23 protein-coding genes and 6 pseudogenes are annotated in these 23,395 nt (G+C 32.8%); 18 read left to right on the top strand and 11 right to left on the bottom strand.

The window, feature by feature from the left end; translation table 11 throughout:
• Nucleotides 1-92 precede the first annotated feature (92 nt).
• The 7 genes and pseudogenes from PWK10_RS10080 to PWK10_RS10050 all read right to left on the bottom strand — a co-directional run bounded on the left by PWK10_RS10080 (nt 93) and on the right by PWK10_RS10050 (nt 4,770).
• Nucleotides 93-918: pseudogene (locus PWK10_RS10080) on the bottom strand (GerAB/ArcD/ProY family transporter).
• A 118-nt stretch (nt 919-1,036) separates the two neighbouring features.
• Nucleotides 1,037-1,159, bottom strand: a complete 123-nt coding sequence (locus PWK10_RS10075; protein ID WP_274765953.1) for a hypothetical protein — start codon at nt 1,157-1,159, stop codon at nt 1,037-1,039.
• 429 nt (nt 1,160-1,588) lie between these two features.
• Nucleotides 1,589-2,365 (bottom strand): Ger(x)C family spore germination protein, encoded by a 777-nt coding sequence (locus PWK10_RS10070; protein WP_274768224.1) that lies wholly within the window; start codon nt 2,363-2,365, stop codon nt 1,589-1,591.
• 1 nt (nt 2,366) lies between these two features.
• Nucleotides 2,367-2,519, bottom strand: coding sequence for a hypothetical protein (locus tag PWK10_RS10065; RefSeq protein WP_274765952.1), 153 nt, complete (start codon nt 2,517-2,519; stop codon nt 2,367-2,369).
• 35 nt (nt 2,520-2,554) lie between these two features.
• Nucleotides 2,555-3,692 (bottom strand): annotated as a pseudogene (locus PWK10_RS10060) (spore germination protein).
• Nucleotides 3,693-3,870: 178 nt separating this feature from the next.
• Nucleotides 3,871-4,017 carry a hypothetical protein gene (locus tag PWK10_RS10055; protein ID WP_274765951.1) on the bottom strand — a complete coding sequence of 49 codons (147 nt, stop codon included), beginning with the start codon at nt 4,015-4,017 and terminating at the stop codon, nt 3,871-3,873.
• 105 nt (nt 4,018-4,122) lie between these two features.
• Nucleotides 4,123-4,770 carry a deoxynucleoside kinase gene (locus PWK10_RS10050; RefSeq protein ID WP_008907658.1) on the bottom strand — a complete coding sequence of 216 codons (648 nt, stop codon included), beginning with the start codon at nt 4,768-4,770 and terminating at the stop codon, nt 4,123-4,125.
• A 185-nt stretch (nt 4,771-4,955) separates the two neighbouring features.
• Here PWK10_RS10050 and pdxS point away from each other — a divergent pair.
• The 4 genes and pseudogenes from pdxS to mltG all read left to right on the top strand — a co-directional run bounded on the left by pdxS (nt 4,956) and on the right by mltG (nt 7,563).
• A pseudogene (pdxS, locus tag PWK10_RS10045) lies at nt 4,956-5,824 on the top strand (pyridoxal 5'-phosphate synthase lyase subunit PdxS).
• A gap of 2 nt (nt 5,825-5,826) precedes the next feature.
• On the top strand, nt 5,827-6,399 hold the full coding sequence (pdxT, locus tag PWK10_RS10040; protein ID WP_008907656.1) for a pyridoxal 5'-phosphate synthase glutaminase subunit PdxT: 573 nt from the start codon (nt 5,827-5,829) through the stop codon (nt 6,397-6,399).
• A 400-nt stretch (nt 6,400-6,799) separates the two neighbouring features.
• Nucleotides 6,800-6,934, top strand: coding sequence for a hypothetical protein (locus tag PWK10_RS10035; RefSeq protein ID WP_274765950.1), 135 nt, complete (start codon nt 6,800-6,802; stop codon nt 6,932-6,934).
• A gap of 29 nt (nt 6,935-6,963) precedes the next feature.
• Nucleotides 6,964-7,563 (top strand): endolytic transglycosylase MltG, encoded by a 600-nt coding sequence (gene mltG, locus PWK10_RS10030; protein WP_274765949.1) that lies wholly within the window; start codon nt 6,964-6,966, stop codon nt 7,561-7,563.
• A gap of 150 nt (nt 7,564-7,713) precedes the next feature.
• Here mltG and PWK10_RS10025 read toward each other — a convergent pair whose 3' ends face one another.
• From PWK10_RS10025 to PWK10_RS10015, 4 genes and pseudogenes are all read right to left on the bottom strand, one after another.
• On the bottom strand, nt 7,714-8,481 hold the full coding sequence (locus tag PWK10_RS10025; protein WP_274765948.1) for a sensor histidine kinase: 768 nt from the start codon (nt 8,479-8,481) through the stop codon (nt 7,714-7,716).
• A gap of 61 nt (nt 8,482-8,542) precedes the next feature.
• Nucleotides 8,543-8,695, bottom strand: coding sequence for a PAS domain-containing protein (locus PWK10_RS19850; RefSeq protein WP_446715243.1), 153 nt, complete (start codon nt 8,693-8,695; stop codon nt 8,543-8,545).
• Nucleotides 8,696-8,709: 14 nt separating this feature from the next.
• Nucleotides 8,710-9,117 carry a hypothetical protein gene (locus tag PWK10_RS10020; protein WP_274765947.1) on the bottom strand — a complete coding sequence of 136 codons (408 nt, stop codon included), beginning with the start codon at nt 9,115-9,117 and terminating at the stop codon, nt 8,710-8,712.
• Between the two features lie 296 nt (nt 9,118-9,413).
• Nucleotides 9,414-10,801 (bottom strand): annotated as a pseudogene (locus tag PWK10_RS10015) (ISLre2 family transposase).
• Between the two features lie 132 nt (nt 10,802-10,933).
• Here PWK10_RS10015 and PWK10_RS10010 point away from each other — a divergent pair.
• The 14 genes and pseudogenes from PWK10_RS10010 (at nt 10,934) to PWK10_RS09945 (ending at nt 23,207) form a co-directional block, all read left to right on the top strand.
• Nucleotides 10,934-11,956, top strand: coding sequence for an aldo/keto reductase (locus PWK10_RS10010; protein WP_274765946.1), 1,023 nt, complete (start codon nt 10,934-10,936; stop codon nt 11,954-11,956).
• Nucleotides 11,957-12,037: 81 nt separating this feature from the next.
• Nucleotides 12,038-12,649: an HD domain-containing protein gene (locus tag PWK10_RS10005; protein ID WP_274768223.1), complete on the top strand. Its 612-nt coding sequence runs from the start codon at nt 12,038-12,040 to the stop codon at nt 12,647-12,649.
• Complete coding sequence (locus PWK10_RS10000) at nt 12,649-13,002, top strand: GNAT family N-acetyltransferase (protein ID WP_274765945.1); 354 nt, start codon at nt 12,649-12,651, stop codon at nt 13,000-13,002. Before PWK10_RS10005 ends, PWK10_RS10000 begins: the two co-directional genes overlap by 1 nt.
• A 144-nt stretch (nt 13,003-13,146) precedes the next feature.
• Nucleotides 13,147-13,572 (top strand): GlgB N-terminal domain-containing protein, encoded by a 426-nt coding sequence (locus tag PWK10_RS09995; RefSeq protein ID WP_274765944.1) that lies wholly within the window; start codon nt 13,147-13,149, stop codon nt 13,570-13,572.
• On the top strand, nt 13,548-14,582 hold the full coding sequence (glgB, locus tag PWK10_RS09990; protein WP_274765943.1) for a 1,4-alpha-glucan branching enzyme: 1,035 nt from the start codon (nt 13,548-13,550) through the stop codon (nt 14,580-14,582). Before PWK10_RS09995 ends, glgB begins: the two co-directional genes overlap by 25 nt.
• 148 nt (nt 14,583-14,730) lie before the next feature.
• Nucleotides 14,731-15,033, top strand: coding sequence for an alpha amylase C-terminal domain-containing protein (locus tag PWK10_RS09985; protein WP_274768222.1), 303 nt, complete (start codon nt 14,731-14,733; stop codon nt 15,031-15,033).
• Between the two features lie 24 nt (nt 15,034-15,057).
• Nucleotides 15,058-16,177, top strand: a pseudogene (locus tag PWK10_RS09980) (glucose-1-phosphate adenylyltransferase).
• Nucleotides 16,178-16,189: 12 nt separating this feature from the next.
• Entirely contained in the window at nt 16,190-16,561 is a 372-nt protein-coding gene (locus PWK10_RS09975) for a sugar phosphate nucleotidyltransferase (protein ID WP_274765942.1), read from the top strand.
• Nucleotides 16,558-17,202, top strand: a complete 645-nt coding sequence (locus tag PWK10_RS09970) for a hypothetical protein (protein ID WP_274765941.1) — start codon at nt 16,558-16,560, stop codon at nt 17,200-17,202. Before PWK10_RS09975 ends, PWK10_RS09970 begins: the two co-directional genes overlap by 4 nt.
• A 105-nt stretch (nt 17,203-17,307) precedes the next feature.
• Nucleotides 17,308-18,739, top strand: a pseudogene (gene glgA, locus PWK10_RS09965) (glycogen synthase GlgA).
• Nucleotides 18,740-18,750: 11 nt separating this feature from the next.
• On the top strand, nt 18,751-21,162 hold the full coding sequence (locus tag PWK10_RS09960) for a glycogen/starch/alpha-glucan phosphorylase (protein ID WP_274765940.1): 2,412 nt from the start codon (nt 18,751-18,753) through the stop codon (nt 21,160-21,162).
• A 197-nt stretch (nt 21,163-21,359) separates the two neighbouring features.
• The gene (locus PWK10_RS09955; RefSeq protein WP_342455763.1) at nt 21,360-21,959 is read left to right on the top strand and encodes a WecB/TagA/CpsF family glycosyltransferase; all 600 of its coding nucleotides are present in this window, start codon (nt 21,360-21,362) and stop codon (nt 21,957-21,959) included.
• Between the two features lie 29 nt (nt 21,960-21,988).
• Nucleotides 21,989-22,390: a glycosyltransferase family 2 protein gene (locus tag PWK10_RS09950; protein ID WP_274765939.1), complete on the top strand. Its 402-nt coding sequence runs from the start codon at nt 21,989-21,991 to the stop codon at nt 22,388-22,390.
• Between the two features lie 22 nt (nt 22,391-22,412).
• The gene (locus tag PWK10_RS09945) at nt 22,413-23,207 is read left to right on the top strand and encodes a glycosyltransferase family 2 protein (RefSeq protein ID WP_274765937.1); all 795 of its coding nucleotides are present in this window, start codon (nt 22,413-22,415) and stop codon (nt 23,205-23,207) included.
• Nucleotides 23,208-23,395 lie beyond the last annotated feature (188 nt).

Raw genomic sequence — 23,395 nt, 5'->3', positions numbered from 1 at the left:
TAACAATATTTAGTTGCAATTTTAACATAAATATTTATACGATGCAATATATAATTATTCAAAAATAACTTAATATTAATTATTAGTTCTGTTCACTTCTTAGTAATTTTAATGTAAATAAAGATTATGAACGGAATTATTACTTCAAAGGGAAGGGCATAATAAGGCCATATTATAGCAGCCCAATCAAATAACTGCATAATATTTTCATAAGAAATGATTGCATAGTTTAACATAAGAAGTCCAACAGGTGTTACTAGAAAGCGGTAATCATCAAATCCGAATACTTTTGATATTCCAATTGAAGTAGCATAAAGACAGACATTGATTTTTGCAAAGGCATAAAAGGAAAAGGCTATGGCAACAAAGCTTTCAATTCTTTGAAAAAAATCCCCAACTTTTATTCTGCTGACAACGGTATAGGATGCAAAATAATTTCTTGATAAAGTATCAGCACCAATAACCATTATGTTTCTCAATGATGTTATAATTAGAATACTTCCTGAAATGAGTATAGCTGAAGAATATACTTTATAATATTCCTTTTTGTTTATATATGGAAGAATAAATAAAAATACAACAGTTTCTGCAAAGGGAAAGGAAAATAAGCTAAAAGAACCTGATATTACAGGTTTTATTCCATCATAAAGAAAAGGACGGAGGTTGTTTATATCCATTTTAGGTAATAAGAAAGGAACGGTAATAAATAAAATGCTTATAAGCAGCCAAAAATACCTCGCAAGCTCTTCCAATCATTTCTATACCGCTTCTAACAGAAATTGTAGCCAAAATTGCAGCAAAAGCCATAATAATTGAATTAGGTGTATTGGGCAGACCAACGGTTTTAATGAATTCACCAAAATCCCTTATTACTAATGAACCTAAGTGAAAGGAAAACCAGACAAAAACGACTCCAATGATTCGACCTAAGAATCTTCCAAATAATTTTTTAGAATATCAATAAAATCTATTCCAGGAAAGCTATTTAATATTTGAGAATAAATATATGAAACTACTAATGAAGACAAAATAGCTATTATAATAGCAAGCCAAACATCATTTTTGCTTTTCCGCCAACACCAATAATAACCGAACTTCCGATTATGAACATCGACATAATATAAATTCCTTGCCTTGTTGAAATAGTTTCTCTTTTCATCATATCTACCTCAATCAAAAATATTTTTTAATAGTAAAATCTAAACTGGGAATTCTTATGTCAAGTGAAATTAATAGGCTCAATATAAAGGCAGAAAAATAAAAAAGAAGGTATACTGAAATCTTTTTTTATCCTTTGTATTAAAAACGTCTAAAAATCTAATAAAAAAGAATCAAATATGCTAATATTGTAACAATTGTCTTGGCCATGATCATTTCCCTACCTTGATTATTTTATTTGTTGTTGAAGTTCCTATAATGTTTAGTTTGACATCAAGATCTAGCTCTGAATTACTAAATAGTGATTCCCATCTATATTTATTGTTTTTCCAAAACTGAGGATAATTAATTTTTACTAATCTGCTAAAGCCGAATACATCCAGAGCGTATGTATCCCTTACATAATAGAAGGTATTTAGTATATCATTTTTTATTTTTTCTTGTGCATAATTTTTAAGGCTTTCAAGTTTTTTTCTTCGATGAAATCTATTTGCCCAGAAACTTCTTTTAATACAACATCGACAGATAAATTAATTTTGAATAAAATTTTATTATCAATTAAAATAGGTTTTACTTTTGTTTTGGATTTATAAATTTCAAAGGATACACTGCTTTCTGTTCCTAGAACATTATTTATGGGGAGAATTCCTCCATAAATTTTATTTCGTAAAAAGAGTAGGTTTTTAGTATATGCATCATTTAAGAATGCAATCATTTTAGCTTCTTTAAAAATTGCTGAACCAGAAATGTTGATTATTTTCCTATCGTTATCTTCAACTATATATGCAACTGGAAGTATAGCAGTAGAAATATCAAATTGAATTTGATTAATAAGGTCCCAAAGTTCAACCTTTGGATACTTAGAAATATATATTGAGTTTTCTAACATCTCATCGACATGATATGATACGATTTTTTCAAGTTTATTGGAGGTATTAAAAATTTCACTAGCCTTTTTACCTTTTACTAGAACGATTTTCATGTCAGTTCTAACTTCCGTATCCCTTTCTATAAAATCAAGGACATCGATTATACCTCTTTTGGCAATCTTTTCGCTAATAAATACCACCTTTGCATGGGACCAATATATCTTTCGACCGCTTACAGAAATCATATTTCTAATCGCATCAAGTATTGTTTTCCCTTCTGATGTAAAATATTCCGGCAATAATTCAGTCCCACTGCTTGTATTTTTAAGGTTTACGATTTCAACAAGTTAAAATATAAGAATTTTTCTTTTCATCATAGTCGAAGGATACACCAGCAGCAGGTGCAATTTTATCGATTTCTTTGTAGTTCCAGCACGAGGTTAATAAAAGAATTATAAAAGATAGAAGAGTTAATTTAATTGTTTTTACCATTATACTTTCCCCTTGCTATAAATTTAGATTTATTTCTAACTTTGTTTTGCTCCTAATATAATAGGCCTCAACTTCATAGCCCACCATGGCACTCTAATAGCAGTATCCTTTATGTTTTGAAAATCTATTGTAAAGGAGTGAAGTGTATATGGCGCTCCAAAACTTTTCATGGAAAAAAGTTGAATAAACATAATAACTAGTCCAAACATAGTTCCGTAGAGACCTAAAAAGCTGTAAAGAAAAGAATAATAAATCTAAACAATATTACAGATGCTGTTAACTGTGGGATTAAAAATTCAGTAATTCCAGTAAGGGCAGTAATAATAACCATTGGAGCACTTACAAATCTTGCTCCTACAGCTGCTTCACCTATAACAAGAACGCCAACTATACTAACTGCCTGCCCGACAGGCTTTGGAAGTCTTGTCCCAGCTTCCCTAAGGACTTCAAAGATAATGATCATACTAAAGGCTTCAACAATTGTTGGAAAAGGAACACCTTCTCTTGCAGCAGCAATGCTAAGAAGTAAAGGAGTAGGTAAAAGCTCTTGATGGTAGTTTGCTAGTGCTACATATAAAGAAGGAATGGTTGTAGATAGGAAAAATCCTAATAACCTTAAAATTCGGTTAAATGATGCTAAAGCCCAGTGGGTATAATAATCCTCATTAGATTGAAAGGTCTCTAAAAATAAATATGGTAATGTTAAAACAAAAGGAGAACCGCCAACTACAATAGCAATTCTTCCTTCTAATAGTTTTCCGCAGACAACATCAGGTCTTTCTGTATAGCCAATTGTTTGAAAGGTGCATAGAGGATGGTCACAAATTAAATCTGCAATATATCCAGAATCCAATATTCCGTCAATATTGATCTCATCTAGCCTTTTTTGACCTCTTGAAGTATTTTATCTGAAGCAATGCTTGATATATATGCAATACAAATGGGGGTTTTTGTGTATCTGCCAATTTCCTTAAAAACAAACTTTAAATCTGGATGAGGTATTCGATTCCTTATAAGATGAAGATTGGTAATTAAAGATTCATTAAAACCCTCCCTTGGTCCTCTGACTATTGTTTCGGAGGAAGGTTCTTCTATAGAACGTAAGTTATTCTCTTTTACATTAAAAATTAGAACTTCTAATTCACCATCTATGAATAAAACTGCTTTACCCATAAGGATTGAACTAATTGCATATTCAAGGTCTTGACTTTTTCAAGATGGCTTGTTGACAATATGTGCCTTTCTAAATAATTTAATAAAGAAAGTTTATTTCTTTCTATTTTGCTGTCCAAAATTCGTGCTATGATGTCCCTGTTAATAATATCTTCTTTTACCATGCCATTGATATAAATCAAACATAAAGTTTTATTATTTTTCTCAAAGCATCTAGCAACAAATGTTTTATCTTTTTAAAAATTTCCTTAATTGTTTTTAAATTATCATGGATATTAGGAGAAATTTTAGTGTCGGGATTAGGCTTTTTAAATATTTTCCACATATTCATACTCCATTAGTTTGTTTTTATTAATATTTTTTCTATAAAAAGGCATTTTATTCAAAATTAGAAGAATATAAAAAGGGCAACCTAAAAAGATTGCCCAAGTTATTTTTTAAGATATTCTTTAATTTTATTAATAACAATTTGGCGGTGTTCTAAATTATTTTCAAAATCAAGGTTGTCTACGTTTATTTTAAGAATTGGCGATATTGAATATTGATCGAAGTATTCTTTGTAATGTCTATTTAATCTTTCCCAATATTCCCTTTCAACTATCTTTTCATAAGATCTTCCCCTTAGGTTAATCCTTCTTATTGCCTCATCTACAGAAATTTCAAGGTAAACCATGAGCTTTGGAGGGTGGCAATGTTCTATCATGTTTTCGAATAGCTCTATGTAAAGTTCAAATTCCTCAGGGGACATCTCGCCGCTTTCCATCAGCATCTTAGCGAATATAACGTCGCCATATATACTTCTGTCCATTACAGCGTTTTCTACCTTTGAGGCTTCCTTGATATGTTTAAATCTTTTATTTAGAAAAAATATCTGCAAAGGAAAACTATATCTATGCCTATCGTAATAAAACTTTTCCAGGATAGGGTTATTATATACAGGTTCCTCAAAGGGAACAAAGCCTTCTTCCTTTAATATTTTCATCAATGTGGTTTTACCGGCACCAACAACACCATCAATCACAAGCATGTTCCAAAATCCTCCTTTATTTATCTTGCTGAGGGCTCCTTTGTAAAACATAATATCTCCCCTTGAAAAGAATATGCCTAAATAGTATATAAAATTTTTGACCCAAATACAATATTTATTTATTTTTTGACAAATAACAATGTATGAAAACAATATTGACTAATTTAAAAACAATGCTAGAATAATTATGAAATATTTAAAAACTAATTGTATCGATACATATAAGGAGGGAATTTATGGAAAGGTTTAAATTAAATGCTGATCTTGCGAGGATGCTAAAGGGTGGCGTAATAATGGACGTTACGAATGCTAAAGAGGCAGAAATTGCTGAAAAAGCAGGTGCATGTGCTGTAATGGCCCTTGAGAGGGTTCCAGCTGATATTAGAAGGCAGGGCGGGGTTGCAAGGATGTCAGATCCTAAATTGATTAAGGAAATAAAATCGGCTGTTTCAATTCCGGTTATGGCAAAGTGTAGAATTGGACATTTTGTTGAGGCACAAATTCTGGAGGCCTTAGAGATAGATTATATCGATGAAAGCGAAGTTTTAACTCCTGCTGATGATAAATATCATATAAACAAATGGGCCTTTAAGGTTCCCTTTGTATGCGGTGCAAGAAATTTAGGTGAAGCACTAAGAAGAATTGGCGAAGGTGCAGCAATGATAAGAACAAAGGGAGAAGCAGGAACGGGAAATGTAGTAGAGGCAGTAAGGCACTTAAGACAAATCATGGAGGATATAAGAAGAGTAAAAAATGCACCCTATGAAGAACTTATGACCTTCGCAAAGGAACTTGAGGCACCTTATCACCTTGTTGAATATGTTTGGAGGGAGGGAAAGCTTCCCGTTGTTAATTTTGCTGCAGGTGGAATTGCAACACCAGCCGATGCTGCATTAATGATGCAGCTTGGTGCTGAAGGCGTTTTTGTAGGCTCTGGAATATTTAAATCCCAAAATCCTGAAAAAGAGCAAGGGCAATAGTTCTTGCAACTACTTATTACAATGATCCAAAGGTTTTAGCTGAAATTTCAGAAGACTTAGGGGAGCCTATGTTTGGACTTGATGTTAAGGAAATAGAAACTTCCCTTTCAGAAAGAGGTTGGTAATTATGAAAATTGGGGTTTTGTCAATCCAAGGTGGGGTTATAGAACATATAAACCATCTTAAAGCTTTAGGTGTTCAAACGATAGAGGTTAAAAAGAAAGAGGATTTAGATGATATAGATGGCATTATTTTACCAGGTGGAGAGAGCACGACTATAGGGAAAATAATTTCAGAAAATGGTATTAAAGATAAACTTAAAAAGCTCATAAAAGAAGGCCTACCAGTTTGGGGGACCTGTGCAGGTATGATTTTGCTTGCAAAGGAAATAAAAAACGATACAAGGAGACATCTTGAAGTTATGGACATTGAGGTGGAAAGAAATGCCTTTGGCAGCCAAATAAATAGCTTTATTGAAAATGCTATAATAAATGGAGTTTCAAATAATCCAATTCCTTTGGTTTTTATTAGAGCACCTTATATTTCAAGAATATTATCAGATGATGTTACAATTTTAGGCAGTGTTGGAGGTAAAATAGTTGCAGCAAGGCAAAGGAATATGCTTGCTACAGCCTTCCATCCAGAGCTTACGGATAATCTTGAATTTCATAAATATTTTTTAGATATGTGCCAAAAATAATTTTAAAGGAATAATCTTATAAAAAGCCCCGGAAGGACTAAAAGGGACAGATAGCTCAAGCGATAAAGCGAATCCAAAGAAATCCTTCACGGGGCTTAAAAAATTTATTTTATAATGCATATATTGTTGTATAATATATATGAGAACTATTTAGGAGTGAGGGTATGAAAAGGCATTATAAATTTATTGGTGTATTTTTTTTGTTTGTATTTTTATTTTTGGGTTTTACATATTATTATAAAGTCAACATGAGGCTTTACAACAAATCAGAAGTTTATTTTATAGTTAAACAGGGGGATAGTATTAATAAAATAGCTGAATATTTACTTAATAAAAAGGTTATAAGATCAAAAATTTTTTTCTTTATTATGCAAAAATAAAAGGATTTGATAGGAACATAATGGTTGGGAACTATATAATTTCCACCAATAAAGATTTAGACTTTTTATTTAAAAAACTAACATCGGGAAAGTCGGACTTTGCTATAGTTACTATTCCAGAAGGGTATAATCTTTATCAGATAGCAAAAAATTAGAAGAAAAGGGATTATTAAAGAAGGAAGATTTGTTAAATGCAAAGATTTCGGATTTTGATAAAGAAGGATTAATTCAATTAGATAAAAATGCCTATTATGAGCTTGAAGGTTATTTGTATCCGGATACCTATTATATTCCTTACAATTTAACCTCAAAGGAAATAATAAACATTATGTTTGAAAGGTTTATTAATAAATACAAGCCATTTATAAAAAGGCAAAAGGAATTAAACTTATCCTTAAGGGAAGTTATAACTATTGCTTCATTAATTGAAAAGGAAAGCTATAATGATGAAGAAAGAAGAAGGATATCCGGCGTAATTTATAATAGATTGCAGAGGAACATGCCTTTGCAGATTGATGCAACGGTTATATATGCGATAACAAAAGGGGAAAAGCATATAAACAGGCTCTATTACAAAGACTATAAATTTGAATCGCCATATAATACTTATAAGATCATAGGTCTTCCTCCAGGGCCTATAGCATCACCAGGAATAAAATCCATAGAAGCTGCCTTAAATCCAGAAAAACATCAATACCTTTACTACGTATTGTCAGGAAATGGCCATGTGTTTAGTAAGACCTATGAGGAACACATAAAAAATGTGCATAAATATATCCAGTAGGGTTTCCCTACTGGATATCTGAAAACTCGATATTAACTGTTTCTAGATGATTTTTGTTAACTATTTTAGTGGCAGCTACCTCATCTTGAATGTAATTTTTAGGAAGTCTTACTATAAACTCAGAACCCTCACCTTCTTTGCTGTTTAAAGTTATTTCTCCCCATGCATTTTAACAAATTCCTGTGCTATAGAAAGACCTATTCCACTTCCTTCGTTTTTCCTTGTGAAGCTAAAATCCGCCTGCTTAAACCTATCAAAGATAACCTTTTGTAGCTCATCTGGGATTCCAATTCCATTATCCTTTATTATTATTAATATATTATCCTCTTCCTCTGAAACCTCTACAAATATTTTTTTATCTTTCTTTGAAAATTTAATTGCATTTGATAAGATGTTTAAAATTATCTTTTCAATCTTTTCAACATCGCAGGCGATATACTTTTCTTCAAAATGGGGGTTATATATTATTTTTATATTTTTGTCATTAAAATAATTATTTGCGGATGTGCATATATCCTCAATTAGGCTAACGATATTTACATTTTCAAGATTAAGCCCCATACATCCAGCATCAATACTAGTAAGATCTATTATATTATTTGTCAGCCTTAAAAGCCTATACATATTTTGTTTTAACACAGGATAAAATTTATCATAGTTTTCAATGAAGGTAGCATCGTTTTTTCTAAATATTTCAAGAAGCTGAACTATACCATATATGACATTCAATGGAGTTCTTAGTTCGTGGGATACCTTTGATATAAATTCGCTTTTTAACTTTTCATATTCAAGCTCCTTTGAAAGTCTTTCCCATTCCATTTGAAGTCTTAGTCTTTCAGCAATTTCTCTTAAGATTATAATCGTTCTATTTTTTTGCCTTTTTCTTCTATGAAGGATATATGGGAAAAAGAAACCCAAATATATTCTCCATTTTTACTTAAAAGCCTATAATTTACATTATCTATAATCGGTTCCCCGTTCAAATAAGAATAAAATTTCTTTTTGCTTCATCTAGATCTTCTGGATGAACTATAGATTGAAGATTTGTCCCGATCAATTCTTTAGAATCATATCCGAGTATTCTGCTAACAGATGCGGAATAGTAAGTGACTTTACATTCTAAATCCGTCATAAATATCATATCTTCTATTCCATTAAATATTTTTTTAGCATTGCCTCATCATCTTCGATCTTTTTGGCCATTAGAATTGGTTCTGTTATATTGTTTAATATAAGGGCGATATATTCTTTTTCTTTAAGGCAAATAAAATAAAAATTTGCTTTAAAATAATATGTGCAATCATTAAGTAAAAGACTAATCTTTTCTATTACATATTCTCCTTTTATTTTAAGTTCTGAAATAACTTGCTTTGAATTAATATTCAAAGCCTTAAATATATTTGAAGGATTGCCTTTAAATAAAGTATTAAAGGTGTTATTTTTAAGTAAAATATCTCCGTTTTTATCAGACAAAATTACAGCATTTGGGCTTTTTTTGAACATCTCGTAAATAACCTCATTTAAACATCTACATTCGCATTCGGAGTTTTTCATATTACCACCTACTGTTTTAAAATTCAACCACATATAATTATTCAACACATTTGCAATTTTTCCTGCAAATTAAATATCGCAAAATTCTACAAAAATGAGCTTTATCTTATTAAGTCAATCCTTTGGTGTTTTTGCTTACAATAAAGTTTATAAAGTGCTATAATAATATTGTAGAGAAATTAAATAAGACAGTCAAAGAAAGGATATAATAGATAGTGTCAAGATATTGTAGGTTAATTTTTTATAGACAACCCCCTAAAATGTTTAAAATCAAGACTTTCGTAAACTTTTAAACTTTAAATTATATTTTCATATTTAATTGATTTTAATATCTTATACATCGGTGTTACTTTTCCAATGTTTAATATTGTTATATTATTTATTCCTTCTCGTGAAGAATTATTTATTCTTTTAATTGTTTCTTTTATCTTCTTTTTATTTAATCTAAATGTTTCAACATCTTCCTTGTATATACTTATTTCCCTTAAATTACCTCCATTCCTGCTAAATACCCTTAGCTTTGCCATTATCTTTAATCCCTCTTTACTCCATCCTAATGGCCTACTGCTTAATCTCGCTGATAATACATGGCTTATATGCCCTTCTGCACTGCATCCTATTACATCCTCGTCCTCTTTATATATTACTATCCCTTCCCAGTTATTTAATATATATCTCCTTGCTTCTTTTGCTCTCTCCTTTTCTGTCTTAGTTTCTGCTATATTTATTAACTCCTTAAATATCTCCCTTAAAACCTTCTTATCCCCTTCATTTATCGCTCCCCATATCTTTTGCCTATATTCTTCTCGCTTTGCTGTCCCTCTTATTATGTATTTGTTCAAATGATATCTATCTAATACAAATTTCGCTTTCGGAATCCATTCCATTCCTTCCTTTATCCATCTTGCTCCATCTCCTGCTATGTATATCTTTTCTATGCTCTCTATTTCATAATTGTCATACACATAATTCGCTACATCTATCCATATTTCTTCAGCTTCTACACCAACGTATGCTTTGTAATATACATTCTTTAATTCGTTTCTCCCATTTTTGCTTTGCCTTCCTTCATGTATATATACAAGCCTTGGCATCTCCTTCTTCCCATCCTGCAATGCCACATGATCCTCATCTGCTTCTATGTATAGCACCCTTACTTTCCTCTTTTCTTTTACTTCCCTTTTACTTCTACTTCTCCTACCTGTCTTATTGCATTAAATACTGCCTGTCTACTTAGTTTCTCCGGACATGTTATTTTACTACTCTCCTCATAGGACATATTAATTGCGTTCTCCACCAGCTTTATCTTTACTTCTTTATCTACCTTCTCATGTTTGCTTATCCCTATAATTTCATCAAGTAAATATCTATATTCCCCATTCTTCTTAGATTTGTAATACGTTCTTGCATATTCTATTTCGCCTAGCATTGTTACAATCTTTTTCTTGTCTTTCCTTTCTACTACCCATCCCTTTTTCCTTTTTTCATCTTCTTTAATCGTTTTATCTAATTCTTCTAAAAAGTCCTTTATTATGTTTGCTCCTAATTCATCAGTCATTTTTTTAACTACATCAACAAGTTTTGTTAGATCCCATTCTTTTGATATAGTTTCTTCAACATTTTTTATTAATTTAGTAGTGAAATTTATTAAATGTTGTTGTATAATATTATTCAAAAGAGACACCCCTTATTGGTTTGTGTGTTTTTTCACTTTTATTTTATCACAGGGGTTGTCTCTTTTAAATTTTTGTCTTTTTTCGTCCTACAATAATTTTACACTATGATATAATATGAAGCAATTTGGGGGAAAGTGTTCATGAAATATAGAGTTTTAGGGAAAACCCATCTTAAGGTCTCAGAAATAGGGTTTGGAGGAATTCCAATTCAAAAGTTAACTCAAGAAGAGGCAGCAAAGGTTATTCATAAGGCAGAGGAGACGGGGATAAATTTTATAGATACAGCAAGGGCTTACTCCTGCAGTGAAGAATATATTGGAAAGGCCCTAAAGGGAAGAAGAAAAAATTGGATAATTGCTACTAAATCAATGGCAAGAAGCTATGAAGATATGAAAAGGGATATAGAAATAAGCCTTAAGAATTTGAATACGGATTATATTGATTTATATCAGCTTCATAATGTAAAGGATATTGCTTCATATAAAGAAGCTTTTGGTGAAAATGGAGCACTAAAGGCATTATTAGAGGCAAAGGAAAAGGGGATAATAAGGCATATCGGGGTAACTTCCCATAGCCTTGATATGTTAAAACATATGATAGAAAATCCATTAGTTGAAACCATTATGTATCCATATAACGTTGTTGAAAGACAAGCTATTGAAACTTTTAAACTAGCAAAGGAAAGAAATATTGGCATTATTGCAATGAAACCAATGGCTGGTGGGGTTTTATCCGATGGGAAACTTGCTTTAAAATTTATTTTAAAGGATGATTTTATTTCAACAGCAATCCCTGGAATGGCAAGCATACAAGAAGTTATTGAGAATGTATCTGCAAGCAAGGAGGAAATAACTAAGGATGAAATAGAACTTTGCGATAATATTTATAAAGAAATGGATAAGGAATTTTGCAGAAGATGTGGTTACTGCGCACCATGCCCACAGGGGATTGATATTCCATTTAGCTTCATATTAAGGGGATATTATGTTAATTACGACCTTAAGGATTGGGCAAAGGAAAGATATAATAATTTAAAAGCCCATGCTTCTGATTGTAGAGAATGTGGAATATGTGAAACAAGATGTCCATATGATCTTCAGATAAGAAAAATGCTAAAAGAAGTTAAAAACCTTCGGATATTAGGCGGCATTTTTGTTGCCTAATATTTTTTTATTTATTAAAATATAAATAATAAACAAAAATTGGCAGCGGCGAGGTGTTAAGATGAATTTTTAGCTTTAAAAATTGCATGGGATGTCCATAAGAAACAGCTAAGGAAGGGCTCTTCCATTCCATATATAATTCATCCGATTGAGGTTGCGATAATACTTTACGAAAACGGTGCAGATGAGGAGCTTTTAAATGCTGCTATTTTACATGATACGCTTGAAGATACTACAGGAAATAGGGAGGAGCTTTTAAACAAGTTAAAAAATAATTTCAGCAGAAGGACAATAGATCTTATCCTTGCAGCTTCTGAGCCTTTAAAGGTTAAAACAAAGGAAAAATTAACACAAGAAGAAGAGATAAAAACTTGGAGGGAAAGAAAGGAGCATACAATAGAATTTGTAAAAGGGGCTTCAAGGGATATTAAAATGCTAATTTGTGCCGATAAACTGAGCAACATAAGAAGCACCTATAGGGATTATAAAAGGCTTGGGAAAAAGGTTTGGGAAAAGTTTAATGCAGGATATGAGGATCAAAAATGGTATTATGAAAGCTTAGTAAAGGCTCTGGAGGAACTTAAAGGACTTAAAATGTATGATGAATTTAAAAACTTGGTTGAGCAAATTTTTAACTATGATAAGAAGGATATAATAATAAAATATGCAGATATTGAAGAAAAAAAGTATTAATGGAGGGCATTAAAAGGGAATGGGGTTCTGATATAATCCTTTCAAAGGGAAAAGTCCACAGGATAATTGAACTTCCATGGCTTATCGCAGTTTCAGAAGGCGAAATATTGGGTTTTTTAATATACAGCATAGAAAAGGCTGAATGTGAAATAGTTCTATTAGAGAGCTTAGTTAAAAATATTGGGGTGGGTTCCAAACTTTTAAAGGAATTAACTAGCATTGCAAAGAAAGAATGCCAAAGGATTTTTTTAATAACCACCAATGATAATATAGATGCCATGAAGTTTTATCAAAAAATGGGTTTGAAATGGTTGCTATTTATAAAGATGCCGTCAAAAGGGCAAGATGTATAAAGCCCCAGATACCACTTATAGGCAACTATGAAATTCCAATTAAAGACGAGATTGAATTTGAGTTAAGATTTAGTTAAAATTCTGGTAATTTATGAATTATGTTGTATAATTATAAATAAAACTTTAGGGTTTGGGGGGATAAAGGTGAAAAGAAGACATACGATTTATGCTTCTGATATAAATAAATATTTAAGGGGAGAACATTTTAATGCATATGAGTTTCTAGGAAGTAGAATAGTTGAGCATCAAGGCAAAAAAGGTGCAGTTTTTATAACATATGCACCAAAGGCAAGGGAAGTTAGAGTGGTTGGAGATTTTAACGGTTGGAATGGGGATAATCATAAAATGATAAAGGTTTTAGATTCTGGGTTTTGGTGGCTCTTTAATGAAAATATAAAAGAAGGAGATTTATACAAGTATGAAATAATAAAGGCCGATGGGACTAAAGTTTTAAAGGCTGACCCATATGCAAGGTTTTCTGAGTTAAGGCCAAATACTGCATCTATAGTATATGAAGATAAAGACTATAAGTGGCAGGATGGCGAATGGATGGAAAAAGAAAAAGCATAAACTATTTTAAAAGTCCCTTAAATATTTATGAGGTTCACTTAGGTTCGTGGAAAAAGAAGGGAGAAGATTTTTTAAACTACAGAGAAATTGCCGATGAGCTCTCTAAATATGTCAAGGAAATGGGATATACCCATGTAGAGCTTTTACCTATAATGGAACATCCTTTAGATGCTTCCTGGGGTTATCAAATTACGGGATATTTCTCCCCAACATCAAGATACGGAACTCCCGAGGATTTTAAATATTTTATAGATAAAATGCACAGGGAGGGAATTGGAGTAATTCTTGACTGGGCACCGGGACATTTTTGCAGGGACGAGCACGGACTTTATAATTTCGATGGGGCACATCTTTACGAACATGAAGACCCAATGATAGGAGATAATTTTGACTGGGGAACAGCTAATTTTGATTATTCAAAGGGTCATGTCCAGAGCTTTTTAATCTCCAATGCCCTTTATTGGTTTAAGGAATTTCACGTGGATGGCCTTAGGGTTGATGCGGTTGCAGCAATGCTTTATTTAAACTTTGGTAAAGAGCATTTGAATATAAGAAATAAATTTGGAGGCATTGAAAATTTAGATGCGGTTGAGTTTTTGAAAAAACTAAATAAAGCCATTTTCTTAAATGTTGATAATCCACTTATGATAGCGGAGGAGTCAACAGCATGGCCATTAGTTACATATCCCACCTATGATGGAGGCCTTGGGTTTAATTATAAATGGAACATGGGATGGATGAACGATACCTTAAGATATATGACGATGAATGATGAGGAAAGAAAATATAACCATAACCTTTTAACTTTTTCAATGATGTATGCTTATTCTGAAAACTTCATTCTTCCCTTATCCCACGATGAGGTAGTTCATGGGAAAAAATCCCTCATAGATAAAATGTCAGGAAGCTATGAAGAAAAGTTTGCAAACCTTAGGCTTTTATATGGCTACATGATGGCACATCCTGGAAAAAAGCTTTTATTTATGGGGGAGAAATCGCACAGTTTATAGAATGGAGATTTTATGAGGAATTAGAGTGGTTCCTCTTAAAATACCCAATTCATGATTCCCTTAAAAGATATGTAAGGGATCTTAACAGATTTTATTTAGAAAATAAAGCCCTTTGGGAGCTTGACCATAAAGGGAAGGTTTTGAATGGATCGATGCAAATAATAATAATCAAAGCATTTTATCCTTCATAAGAAGGTCTAAGGAGGATTATTTAGTTATTATATGCAATTTTGGAAGGGGAAAATATGAGGATTATAAAATAGGAGTTCCTGAAGAAAATGAATATATAGAGGTTTTCAATAGCGATAAAAATATTTATTCGGGAAGTAATTTTATTAACGAAGGCAGCATAAAATCTTTAAGGGAGTCATGGCATGGAAGGGACTATTCAATAAATATTAGAATAGCACCCTATTCATTTATAGTCTTAAAAACAAGAAGGGGTGAATAAAATGCGTAAAAGGAAATAATAGCTATGGTCCTTGCGGGGGCCAGGGAACAAGATTAAAGTCATTAACTAAAAACAATGCAAAGCCTGCAGTGCCTTTTGGAGGGAAGTATAGAATAATAGATTTTGTTTTATCTAACTGTGCTAATTCATCCATAGATACTGTTGGGGTATTAACACAGTATCAGCCCCTTATATTAAACGCCCATATTGGGATTGGAATGACTTGGGATCTTGACAGGAAGTTTGGAGGAGTTAGAATTCTTCCACCCTATCAGCATGAGGCAGGTGGTAATTGGTATAAGGGGACGGCAGATGCGATTTATCAAAATATGAATTATATAGATTATTATAACCCTGAATATGTTCTTGTCCTTTCAGGGGACCATATTTATAAAATGGACTATAACTTAATGCTTGACTATCATAAGGAGAAAAATGCAGACTGCACCATTGCAGTAATTGAAGTTCCAATTGAGGAGGCTAGCCGTTTTGGCATTATGAATACCCACGAGGATGGAAGGATATATGAGTTTGAAGAAAAACCTAAAAAGCCAAAGAGCAATTTAGCCTCTATGGGAATATATGTTTTTAACTGGAATAGATTAAAGCACTTTTTAAAGGAGGATCAAAAGGATCCAACCTCTTCAAACGATTTTGGCAAAAACGTGATCCCAAGGATGTTAAAGGAAGGCGCAAAGCTCTATGCCTATAGATTTGAAGGCTACTGGAAGGATGTTGGAACAGTAGAGAGCTATTGGGAAGCCAATATGGACCTTTAAAGGAAGACTGCCAGCTAGATCTTTATGAGGGAGTAAATAAAATTTATGCCGTTGATTATTCCCTACCACCACAGTATATAGGACCTGAAGCAGTTGTAGAAAATTCTATGATAGTTGATGGCTGCACAATTTATGGTGAAGTTAAAAACTCCATAATTTCAAGGGGAGTTTATATAGGTAAAAATGCCGTTGTTAGGGATTCTGTTATCCTGCAGGATGTAAGGATCGAAGATGGGGCAACCGTTATAAAAAGCGTTGTAGGTAATGGAGCAAGGATTAGGGAAGGAGTCACAGTTGGAAATGGCAAGGAAATAGTTCTTGTTCCGGAAAAAAGGGATGTTAAGGAAAATATTTTTGAAGAGTAACGAGGTGATATAATGCTAAGGGATTATATGGGGGTTATACTCCTTAATGAGGATGAGAGCAATATAAGAAGTTTAACATTAAATAGACCACTGGCTTCTATTCCAATCTTCGGTAGATACAGAGTTATAGACTTTGTTCTTTCAAACATGGTAAATAGTGGAATAACCAATGTAGGAATATTTGTTGAAAGAAACTCAAGGTCCTTAGTTGACCATATAGGGACAGGAAAACCTTGGGATTTAAACAGAAAAATCGACGGTCTTTTTATATTTAATCATACATTAAAAAGGCTAGTGGAAGAGGATGTCAATGCCTTTAAATATAACATGGAATACTTTTTAGAAGCAAGAAGGAAAAGGTTGTTCTTTCAAGATCAAGGATGATTTGCAATATTAATTTAGAAGAAATAGCAAAGGAACATGAAAGGTCTGGTGCAGACGTTACAATTGTATATAAGAAAGTTAATAATGATGAAATGTTTTTAAATTGTGAAGTTTTAAACATAGATAACGGCAAAGTAGTTGGCGTTGGGAAAAACCTTGGAATGGGAGATACTATAAACGTTTCTATGGAAATATTCTTTATGAGCAAGGAATTTTTAATACAGGCTATCTATAAGTGCATGCAGGATGGAATTTGCTCCAGCGTTATGGAATATGTATCCAAGCATGTAAGAAATCACGACGTAAGGGCCTATGAATTTAAAGGTTATTTAGGATGTATAAATTCCGTATCTTCCTATTATAAAGTTTCTATGGACTTTTTAAATGGAGATGTTATGCAGGAGCTTTGTAGCAAAAATGGCAACATATATACAAAATCCTATGATTCGCCCCCTACAAAGTATTTAAACGGATGTAGTATTACAAATTCAATAATGGCAAGCGGTAGCATTGTAAAGGGGCTTGTTTCAAACAGCATAATAGGAAGAAGGGTTATAATAGAAGAGGGAGCAGAAGTTATTGACTCTATAGTATTTTCAAGGTGCATCATAGGAAAAAATGTTAAACTAAAAATGTCATAATTGATAAAAACGTCATAATTGAGGATGATAAAGTTTTAATAGGAGATAACAAATACCCTATTGTTATAGAAAAAGGAAGCAGAATCCATCTTTAAGGGGAATTTTATGAAGATTTTATTTGCAACGGCGGAGGCCTATCCCTTTTTAAAAACCGGGGGACTTGCGGATGTTTCCCTTGCCCTTCCTAAGGCACTAAGAAGGCTTGGAATTGATGCGAGGGTTATAATGCCAAAATATCAGGATATAAGATATGAATTTAAAATGATGATGAAGCATTGTTGCCATTTTAATGTTCAGGTAGGATGGAGAAATCAATATTGTGGGATAGAATATTTAGAATATGATGGTGTTCCCTTTTACTTTATAGACAACGAATTTTATTTTAAACGCAATGGAGCCTACGGGTATGGGGATGACGATGAAAGATTTGTTTTTTCAGCAGGGCAATAGTTGAGATGATAAACCATATAGACTTTATCCCTAATATAGTCCATTGTAACGATTGGCATACGGCATCGGTTCCTTTGATTTTAAAGGCACATTATTCAAATAGTGAAAGACATAGAAACATAAAAACGATATTTACCATTCATAATTTGAGATATCAAGGGGTGTTTAGAAGGGAAATACTTTGGGATCTTTTAAATCTTGATGATTATTATTTTACAGAGGAAAGGTTAAAATATTACGATGCAGTTAACCTCATGAAGGCGGGGATAATCTATTCGGATAAAGTTACAACTGTCAGCAGAACCTATGCTAAGGAAATTAAAACACCCTTTTATGGTGAGGGCCTCCATGGCCTATTAAGTGCAAATTCTGATAAGCTTGTTGGCATTGTAAACGGCATAGATTATGATGAGTATAATCCTAAAACCGATAAGTTCATCTATAAAAACTATGATGAGAATTCCTTTGGCTTAAAGAGGGAAAATAAAGAAGCACTACAAAGGGAGCTTCACCTTCCTCAAAATCCTGATATTCCAATGATAGGAATGGTAACAAGGCTTACAAATCAAAAGGGGTTAGACCTTATAGCACAGGTTATTCAAGAGATTCTCGAGATGGATATTCAATTTGTACTACTAGGCGCAGGAGATTCAAACTATGAAGACATGTTTAAATATTATGCATCAGTTTATCCATCGAAAATTTCAGCCAACATAAGATATAGCGAGGAGCTTGCAAGAAAAATCTATGCATCATCGGATTTGTTCTTAATGCCATCGCTATTTGAACCCTGCGGAATAGGACAGCTTATAGCATTAAGATACGGAAGCCTACCTATTGTTAGGAAACAGGGGGCCTTAAGGATACTGTAAGGCCATATAATAGGTTTACGGGAGAAGGAAATGGATTTTCCTTTGCAAATTATAATGCAAGGGAGATGATTGATATTATAAAGTATGCCCTTTATGTTTACTATAATGAAAGGGATGCCTTTAATAAATTAATTTACAATGCTATGATTTCTGATAATAGCTGGCGTGAATCTGCAAAGCTGTATATTATGCTTTACAACAGCTTAGTAAACTAGGAGGAAGAAGAATGAATTTAAACAAGGAACGTTTCAAGGAGGACTATCAAAGAAAGTTAGTAAGTCTTTTTGCAGAAGATATAAAGGAGGCGTCAAAGCTTCATAAATTTATAGCCCTTGGTGAACTTATAAAGGAATATTCCTTTGAAAACTGGCTTAGGACTAACAAAAATTATATAAATAGCGATAGAAAACAAGTTTACTATTTTTCAATGGAATTTCTAATAGGTAGACTCCTTGAAAACAATTTAATAAACTTAGGAATTAGGGATATAGTAAAGGTTGGCTTAGAAGACCTTGGAATATCCCTTGAGGAATTAGAAATGGAAGAAAAGGATGCAGGGCTTGGAAACGGTGGCCTTGGACGTCTTGCAGCCTGTTTTTTAGATTCTATGGCTACATTAGGAATTGCTGGACATGGTAATGGTATAAGATACAAGTATGGACTTTTTGAACAGAAGATTGTAAACGGCTATCAGGTAGAAGTTCCTGATAATTGGCTAAAGGATGGCTATGTTTGGGAGGTTAGAAGAAGGGATAAGGCTTGTATTGTAAAATTTGGAGGTAATGTAAGATTTACCGAGGAAGATGGTAAATTAAAGGCAATCCACGAAAACTATGAATCCGTCCTTGCTGTGCCTTATGACATTCCTGTTATTGGATATAGAAATGAAGTTGTAAACACTTTAAGACTTTGGAGTGCTGAGATATTTGGAGCAGAGTTTGACTTCTCAAGCTTTTCTATGGGGGATTATCAAAGGGCAATGGAGTATAAATATAATGTTGAATCTATAACTTCAGTTTTGTATCCAGATGACAGGACGGAAAAGGGGAGGCTTTTAAGGTTAAAACAGGAGTATTTCTTCGTCAGTGCAGGGATTCAAAGCATAATAAGAACCTTTAAAAAGAAGGGAAAGCCTATAACTGAGCTTTATAAATATGTAGCTATCCAAATAAATGATACCCATCCTGCCCTTGCAGTCCCTGAACTTATGAGAATATTAATAGATGAAGAAAACCTTCCTTGGGAAACTGCTTGGGATATTACTGTTAAAACCATAGCCTATACAAATCATACGATAATGGCAGAAGCCCTTGAAAAATGGCCAATTGATATGTTTAAAGGTCTCCTTCCAAGGATTTGGACTATAGTTGAGGAGATAAACAGAAGATTTTGCATGGAGCTTTTAGAAAAGTATGGACAGGACTGGAATAGAATAAGTAAAATGTCTATAATAGGCGATGGATATGTAAAAATGGCCCACCTTGCAATTGTAGGGAGCCATTCGGTAAGCAGTGTTGCAGAGCTTCATACAAAGATTTTAAAGGAACAGGAGCTAAAGCTTTTTAATGAACACTTTCAAGGAAGGTTCAACAATAAAACTAACGGTATAACCCATAGAAGGTGGCTAATTGAGGCTAATCCAAGGCTTACAAATCTTTTGATTGAAACGATTGGGGATAGATGGATTAAAAAACCAGAGGAACTTATAGAATTTAAAAAATTTGCAAAGGATGGGGCGGCTAGGGATAAATTTTATAAAATAAAACAGCAAAACAAAATTGATTTAGCAAAATATATAAAAAACAAATATGATATAGATGTTGATCCGGAATCTATTTTTGACATTCAAGCAAAAAGATTACATGGGTATAAAAGGCAGCTTCTAAATGCTTTATATATACTTGATTTATACAATAGGCTAAAGGAAGATAAAAATTTAGAAATTTCTCCAAGAACATTTATATTTAGTGCAAAGGCCTTTCCTGGATATACCCTTGCAAAGGAGATTATTAAGTTTATAAATACTTTAGCCCAAAAGATAAATTATGATGAAGATGTTAAGGATAAAATTAAAGTTATATTCCTTGAAAACTATGGAGTAACTCTTGCAGAAAGAATTATCCCTTGTGCTAATGTAAGTCAACAGATTTCAACAGCCTCAAAGGAGGCTTCGGGAACCGGCAATATGAAGTTTATGATGAATGGAGCTATAACTTTAGGAACACTGGATGGGGCTAACATAGAAATAAAGGATGCAGTTGGTGAAGAAAATATAATAATCTTTGGTTTAACCTCCGATGAGGTGATAAATTATTACAAAAATGGTGGATACAACTCTAAAGAAATATACAGCTCAAATGCAAGGATAAAAAGGCTGGTTGACCAACTAACTAATGGATTTTTAAATGTTCCGCCGACGGAATTTTTGAATATTTATAACCATCTTATAACCTACAATGATGAATTCTTTGTTTTAAAGGATTTTGAATCCTATGCTAATGCACAGGAGAGGATTGATAAGCTTTACAGGGACAAAGGCAAATGGAATGAGATGGCAATAATAAATGTTGCAGCATCGGGAAGGTTTTCAAGCGACAATACGATAATTAAATATGCAAGGGAGATTTGGAATGTGTGAGGTGGCTTTAAGCCACCTTTTTCTATATATTACATGTTGAAAATTGTCGAATTTATTTTTAAAATTTAAGTAAAGGTTAATAAGGGGGATGAGGGTGAAGGTTGAACTTAATGGGATACCGATTTTTGCAGGAAACTTTGATGATTTGATGAAGACACTATATCAAAGGATAAAAGGAGACCAAAAACAGCAGTAATATCAGCCAATCCAGAGGTTTTACACTATTTAATATCAAAAATTTTAAATTTGATGATGAATATATATTCATCCCCGATGGAATAGGAACATGCCTTATAGTATTGGTATCAAAGGGAAAGATATTAAAAAAGATAGCGGGAATAGATGTTTTTTATGAAATGCTAAGAAGTTCTGGTAAGCTAAATTTAAAATTATTCTTCTTAGGGGCAAGGGATGAGGTGATAAAGAGGGCTTATGCCAATGCCATAGATAAGTTTAATGCAAAGGTGGTTGGTTACAATCATGGATATTTTGATTCCCATGAGGAAGAGACTATAGTCGATAAAATAAATTTATTATCCCCAGATGTTTTGTTTGTTGGTCTTGGCTGCCCTAAGCAGGAGGAATTTATAGACAAATATAAGGACAAGCTTAATGTAAAGCTAATTGTAGCCGTTGGGGGAAGCTTTGACGTTTTAGCTGAAAGGGTTAAAAGAGCTCCAAGATGGATGATAAGCTTAGGCCTTGAATGGCTTTATAGAGTAATGGTTGAACCCGTTAGGATAAAACGGTTAAAGAAGGTTTTAATATTTGTCGCACGCTCAATATTAAATTTTTAAAGGAGGATTTTGATGGAGAAAGTCTTTATATGGATTTTTATGCCTTTCAGGTTTATATCATATTATTAACTTATTATTACAATATAATTTCACTATTTGGGCTTTCAAAGGTTGAGGAGGAAGAGGATAGGGAACCAAAAACAAGGTTTGCAATAGCAGTTGCAGCTCATAATGAGGAGAGGGTTATAGGTCAGATTATAGATAATCTTAAGTTGTTGGACTATCCAAAGGAATTATATGATGTTTATGTTATTTGTGATAATTGCAATGATAATACAGCTAATGTCGTAAGGGAAAAGGGAGCCTATGCCTTAGAAAGATTCGATCAAGTAAATAAGGGTAAAGGTTATGCGATAAAGTGGTTTTTGGAAAAGCTTTTTCAATGGATAAACAATACGATGCAGTTGCCTTTTTTGATGCAGACAACTTAGTTTCTCCAAACTTTTTAAAAAGATGAACAACAATATTTTAAAGGGATATAAAGTTATTCAAGGATATTTAGATAGTAAAAATCCTGATGATACATGGATTACAATATCCTATGCTCTTGCATACTGGACGATGAATAGAATGTTCCAGCTGGCAAGGAAAAAATTAAACCTTTATGCAGCCTTAGGTGGGACAGGCTTTGTGGTGACGACGGATGTTTTAAAGCAGATAGGCTGGGATGCCACAAGCCTTACTGAAGACCTTGAATTTACAATGAAATGTATTCTAAAGGATATAAAGACAGTTTGGGAGCATAATGTTAAGGTTTACGATGAAAAGCCTCTAACCTTTAAGGCATCCTTTAGACAAAGGGTAAGATGGCTTCAAGGCCATTGGGACTGTGCCTTTAGATATTCATGGCCACTAATAGTAAAAAGTATAAGAGAAAGAAACTTTGCAGCCTTTGATGCTTTTATATATCTTATTCAGCCTGCAAGGATATTAACCTATGGATTTGTCCTTGTAGCTGCAGGACTGAAGATATTTTTCCCAGGGCTATATTTTTCAAAGATAATATTTCCCTCATATTACTGGTATTTTAGCTTATTCTTTGGGTATGGTGTTCCTATTATAGTTCTTATTATGGAAAAAATATCCTTTAAAAGAATGCTTGGGCTTTTAGTTTATCCCTTCTTTGGACTGTCTTGGATTCCGATAAGCCTTTTAGGATTTATAAAACGAAAAGAAAAAAATTGGACCCATACTATCCATGCAAGGACGGTAAATTCTGAGGAATTTAAGGAGTTAATTCAAAAATAAGGAGGAGGAAGCGTGAAGGGATTTAAAAATATATTTCTTTATTATTTTATATTTTTAATTCTTATGCTATATAAACTTTTAGGTTTTAATTTAATGGTTAATATGAATATAAATATTAAAACCATATTTTCTGCATTAGGATTTATTTTGCTTCTTTTGGTTTTCCGATGTTTTTGAAAAAAGCATTC

The organism is Caloramator sp. Dgby_cultured_2 (assembly GCF_028872215.1).
Classification (GTDB): domain Bacteria; phylum Bacillota; class Clostridia; order Clostridiales; family Caloramatoraceae; genus Caloramator; species Caloramator australicus.
This window is presented reverse-complemented; position numbering and strand designations above follow the sequence as displayed.

Bases quoted from the DNA above. Each gene is read 5' to 3' on its own strand.
- PWK10_RS19850 (WP_446715243.1), bottom strand. From the start codon at position 8,695: ATGACGGATTTAGAATGTAAAGTCACTTACTATTCCGCATCTGTTAGC.
- PWK10_RS10000 (WP_274765945.1), top strand. From the start codon at position 12,649: ATGGAGGGCATTAAAAGGGAATGGGGTTCTGATATAATCCTTTCAAAG.
- PWK10_RS09970 (WP_274765941.1), top strand. From the start codon at position 16,558: ATGATTTGCAATATTAATTTAGAAGAAATAGCAAAGGAACATGAAAGG.
- PWK10_RS10050 (WP_008907658.1), bottom strand. From the start codon at position 4,770: ATGTTTTACAAAGGAGCCCTCAGCAAGATAAATAAAGGAGGATTTTGG.
- PWK10_RS09975 (WP_274765942.1), top strand. From the start codon at position 16,190: ATGCTAAGGGATTATATGGGGGTTATACTCCTTAATGAGGATGAGAGC.
- PWK10_RS10010 (WP_274765946.1), top strand. From the start codon at position 10,934: ATGAAATATAGAGTTTTAGGGAAAACCCATCTTAAGGTCTCAGAAATA.
- pdxT (WP_008907656.1), top strand. From the start codon at position 5,827: ATGAAAATTGGGGTTTTGTCAATCCAAGGTGGGGTTATAGAACATATA.
- PWK10_RS10035 (WP_274765950.1), top strand. From the start codon at position 6,800: ATGGTTGGGAACTATATAATTTCCACCAATAAAGATTTAGACTTTTTA.
- PWK10_RS09945 (WP_274765937.1), top strand. From the start codon at position 22,413: ATGAACAACAATATTTTAAAGGGATATAAAGTTATTCAAGGATATTTA.
- PWK10_RS10075 (WP_274765953.1), bottom strand. From the start codon at position 1,159: ATGAAAAGAGAAACTATTTCAACAAGGCAAGGAATTTATATTATGTCG.
- PWK10_RS09960 (WP_274765940.1), top strand. From the start codon at position 18,751: ATGAATTTAAACAAGGAACGTTTCAAGGAGGACTATCAAAGAAAGTTA.
- PWK10_RS10055 (WP_274765951.1), bottom strand. From the start codon at position 4,017: ATGTGGAAAATATTTAAAAAGCCTAATCCCGACACTAAAATTTCTCCT.
- PWK10_RS10065 (WP_274765952.1), bottom strand. From the start codon at position 2,519: ATGGTAAAAACAATTAAATTAACTCTTCTATCTTTTATAATTCTTTTA.
- PWK10_RS10020 (WP_274765947.1), bottom strand. From the start codon at position 9,117: ATGAAAAACTCCGAATGCGAATGTAGATGTTTAAATGAGGTTATTTAC.
- glgB (WP_274765943.1), top strand. From the start codon at position 13,548: ATGGATGGAAAAAGAAAAAGCATAAACTATTTTAAAAGTCCCTTAAAT.
- PWK10_RS09950 (WP_274765939.1), top strand. From the start codon at position 21,989: ATGGATTTTTATGCCTTTCAGGTTTATATCATATTATTAACTTATTAT.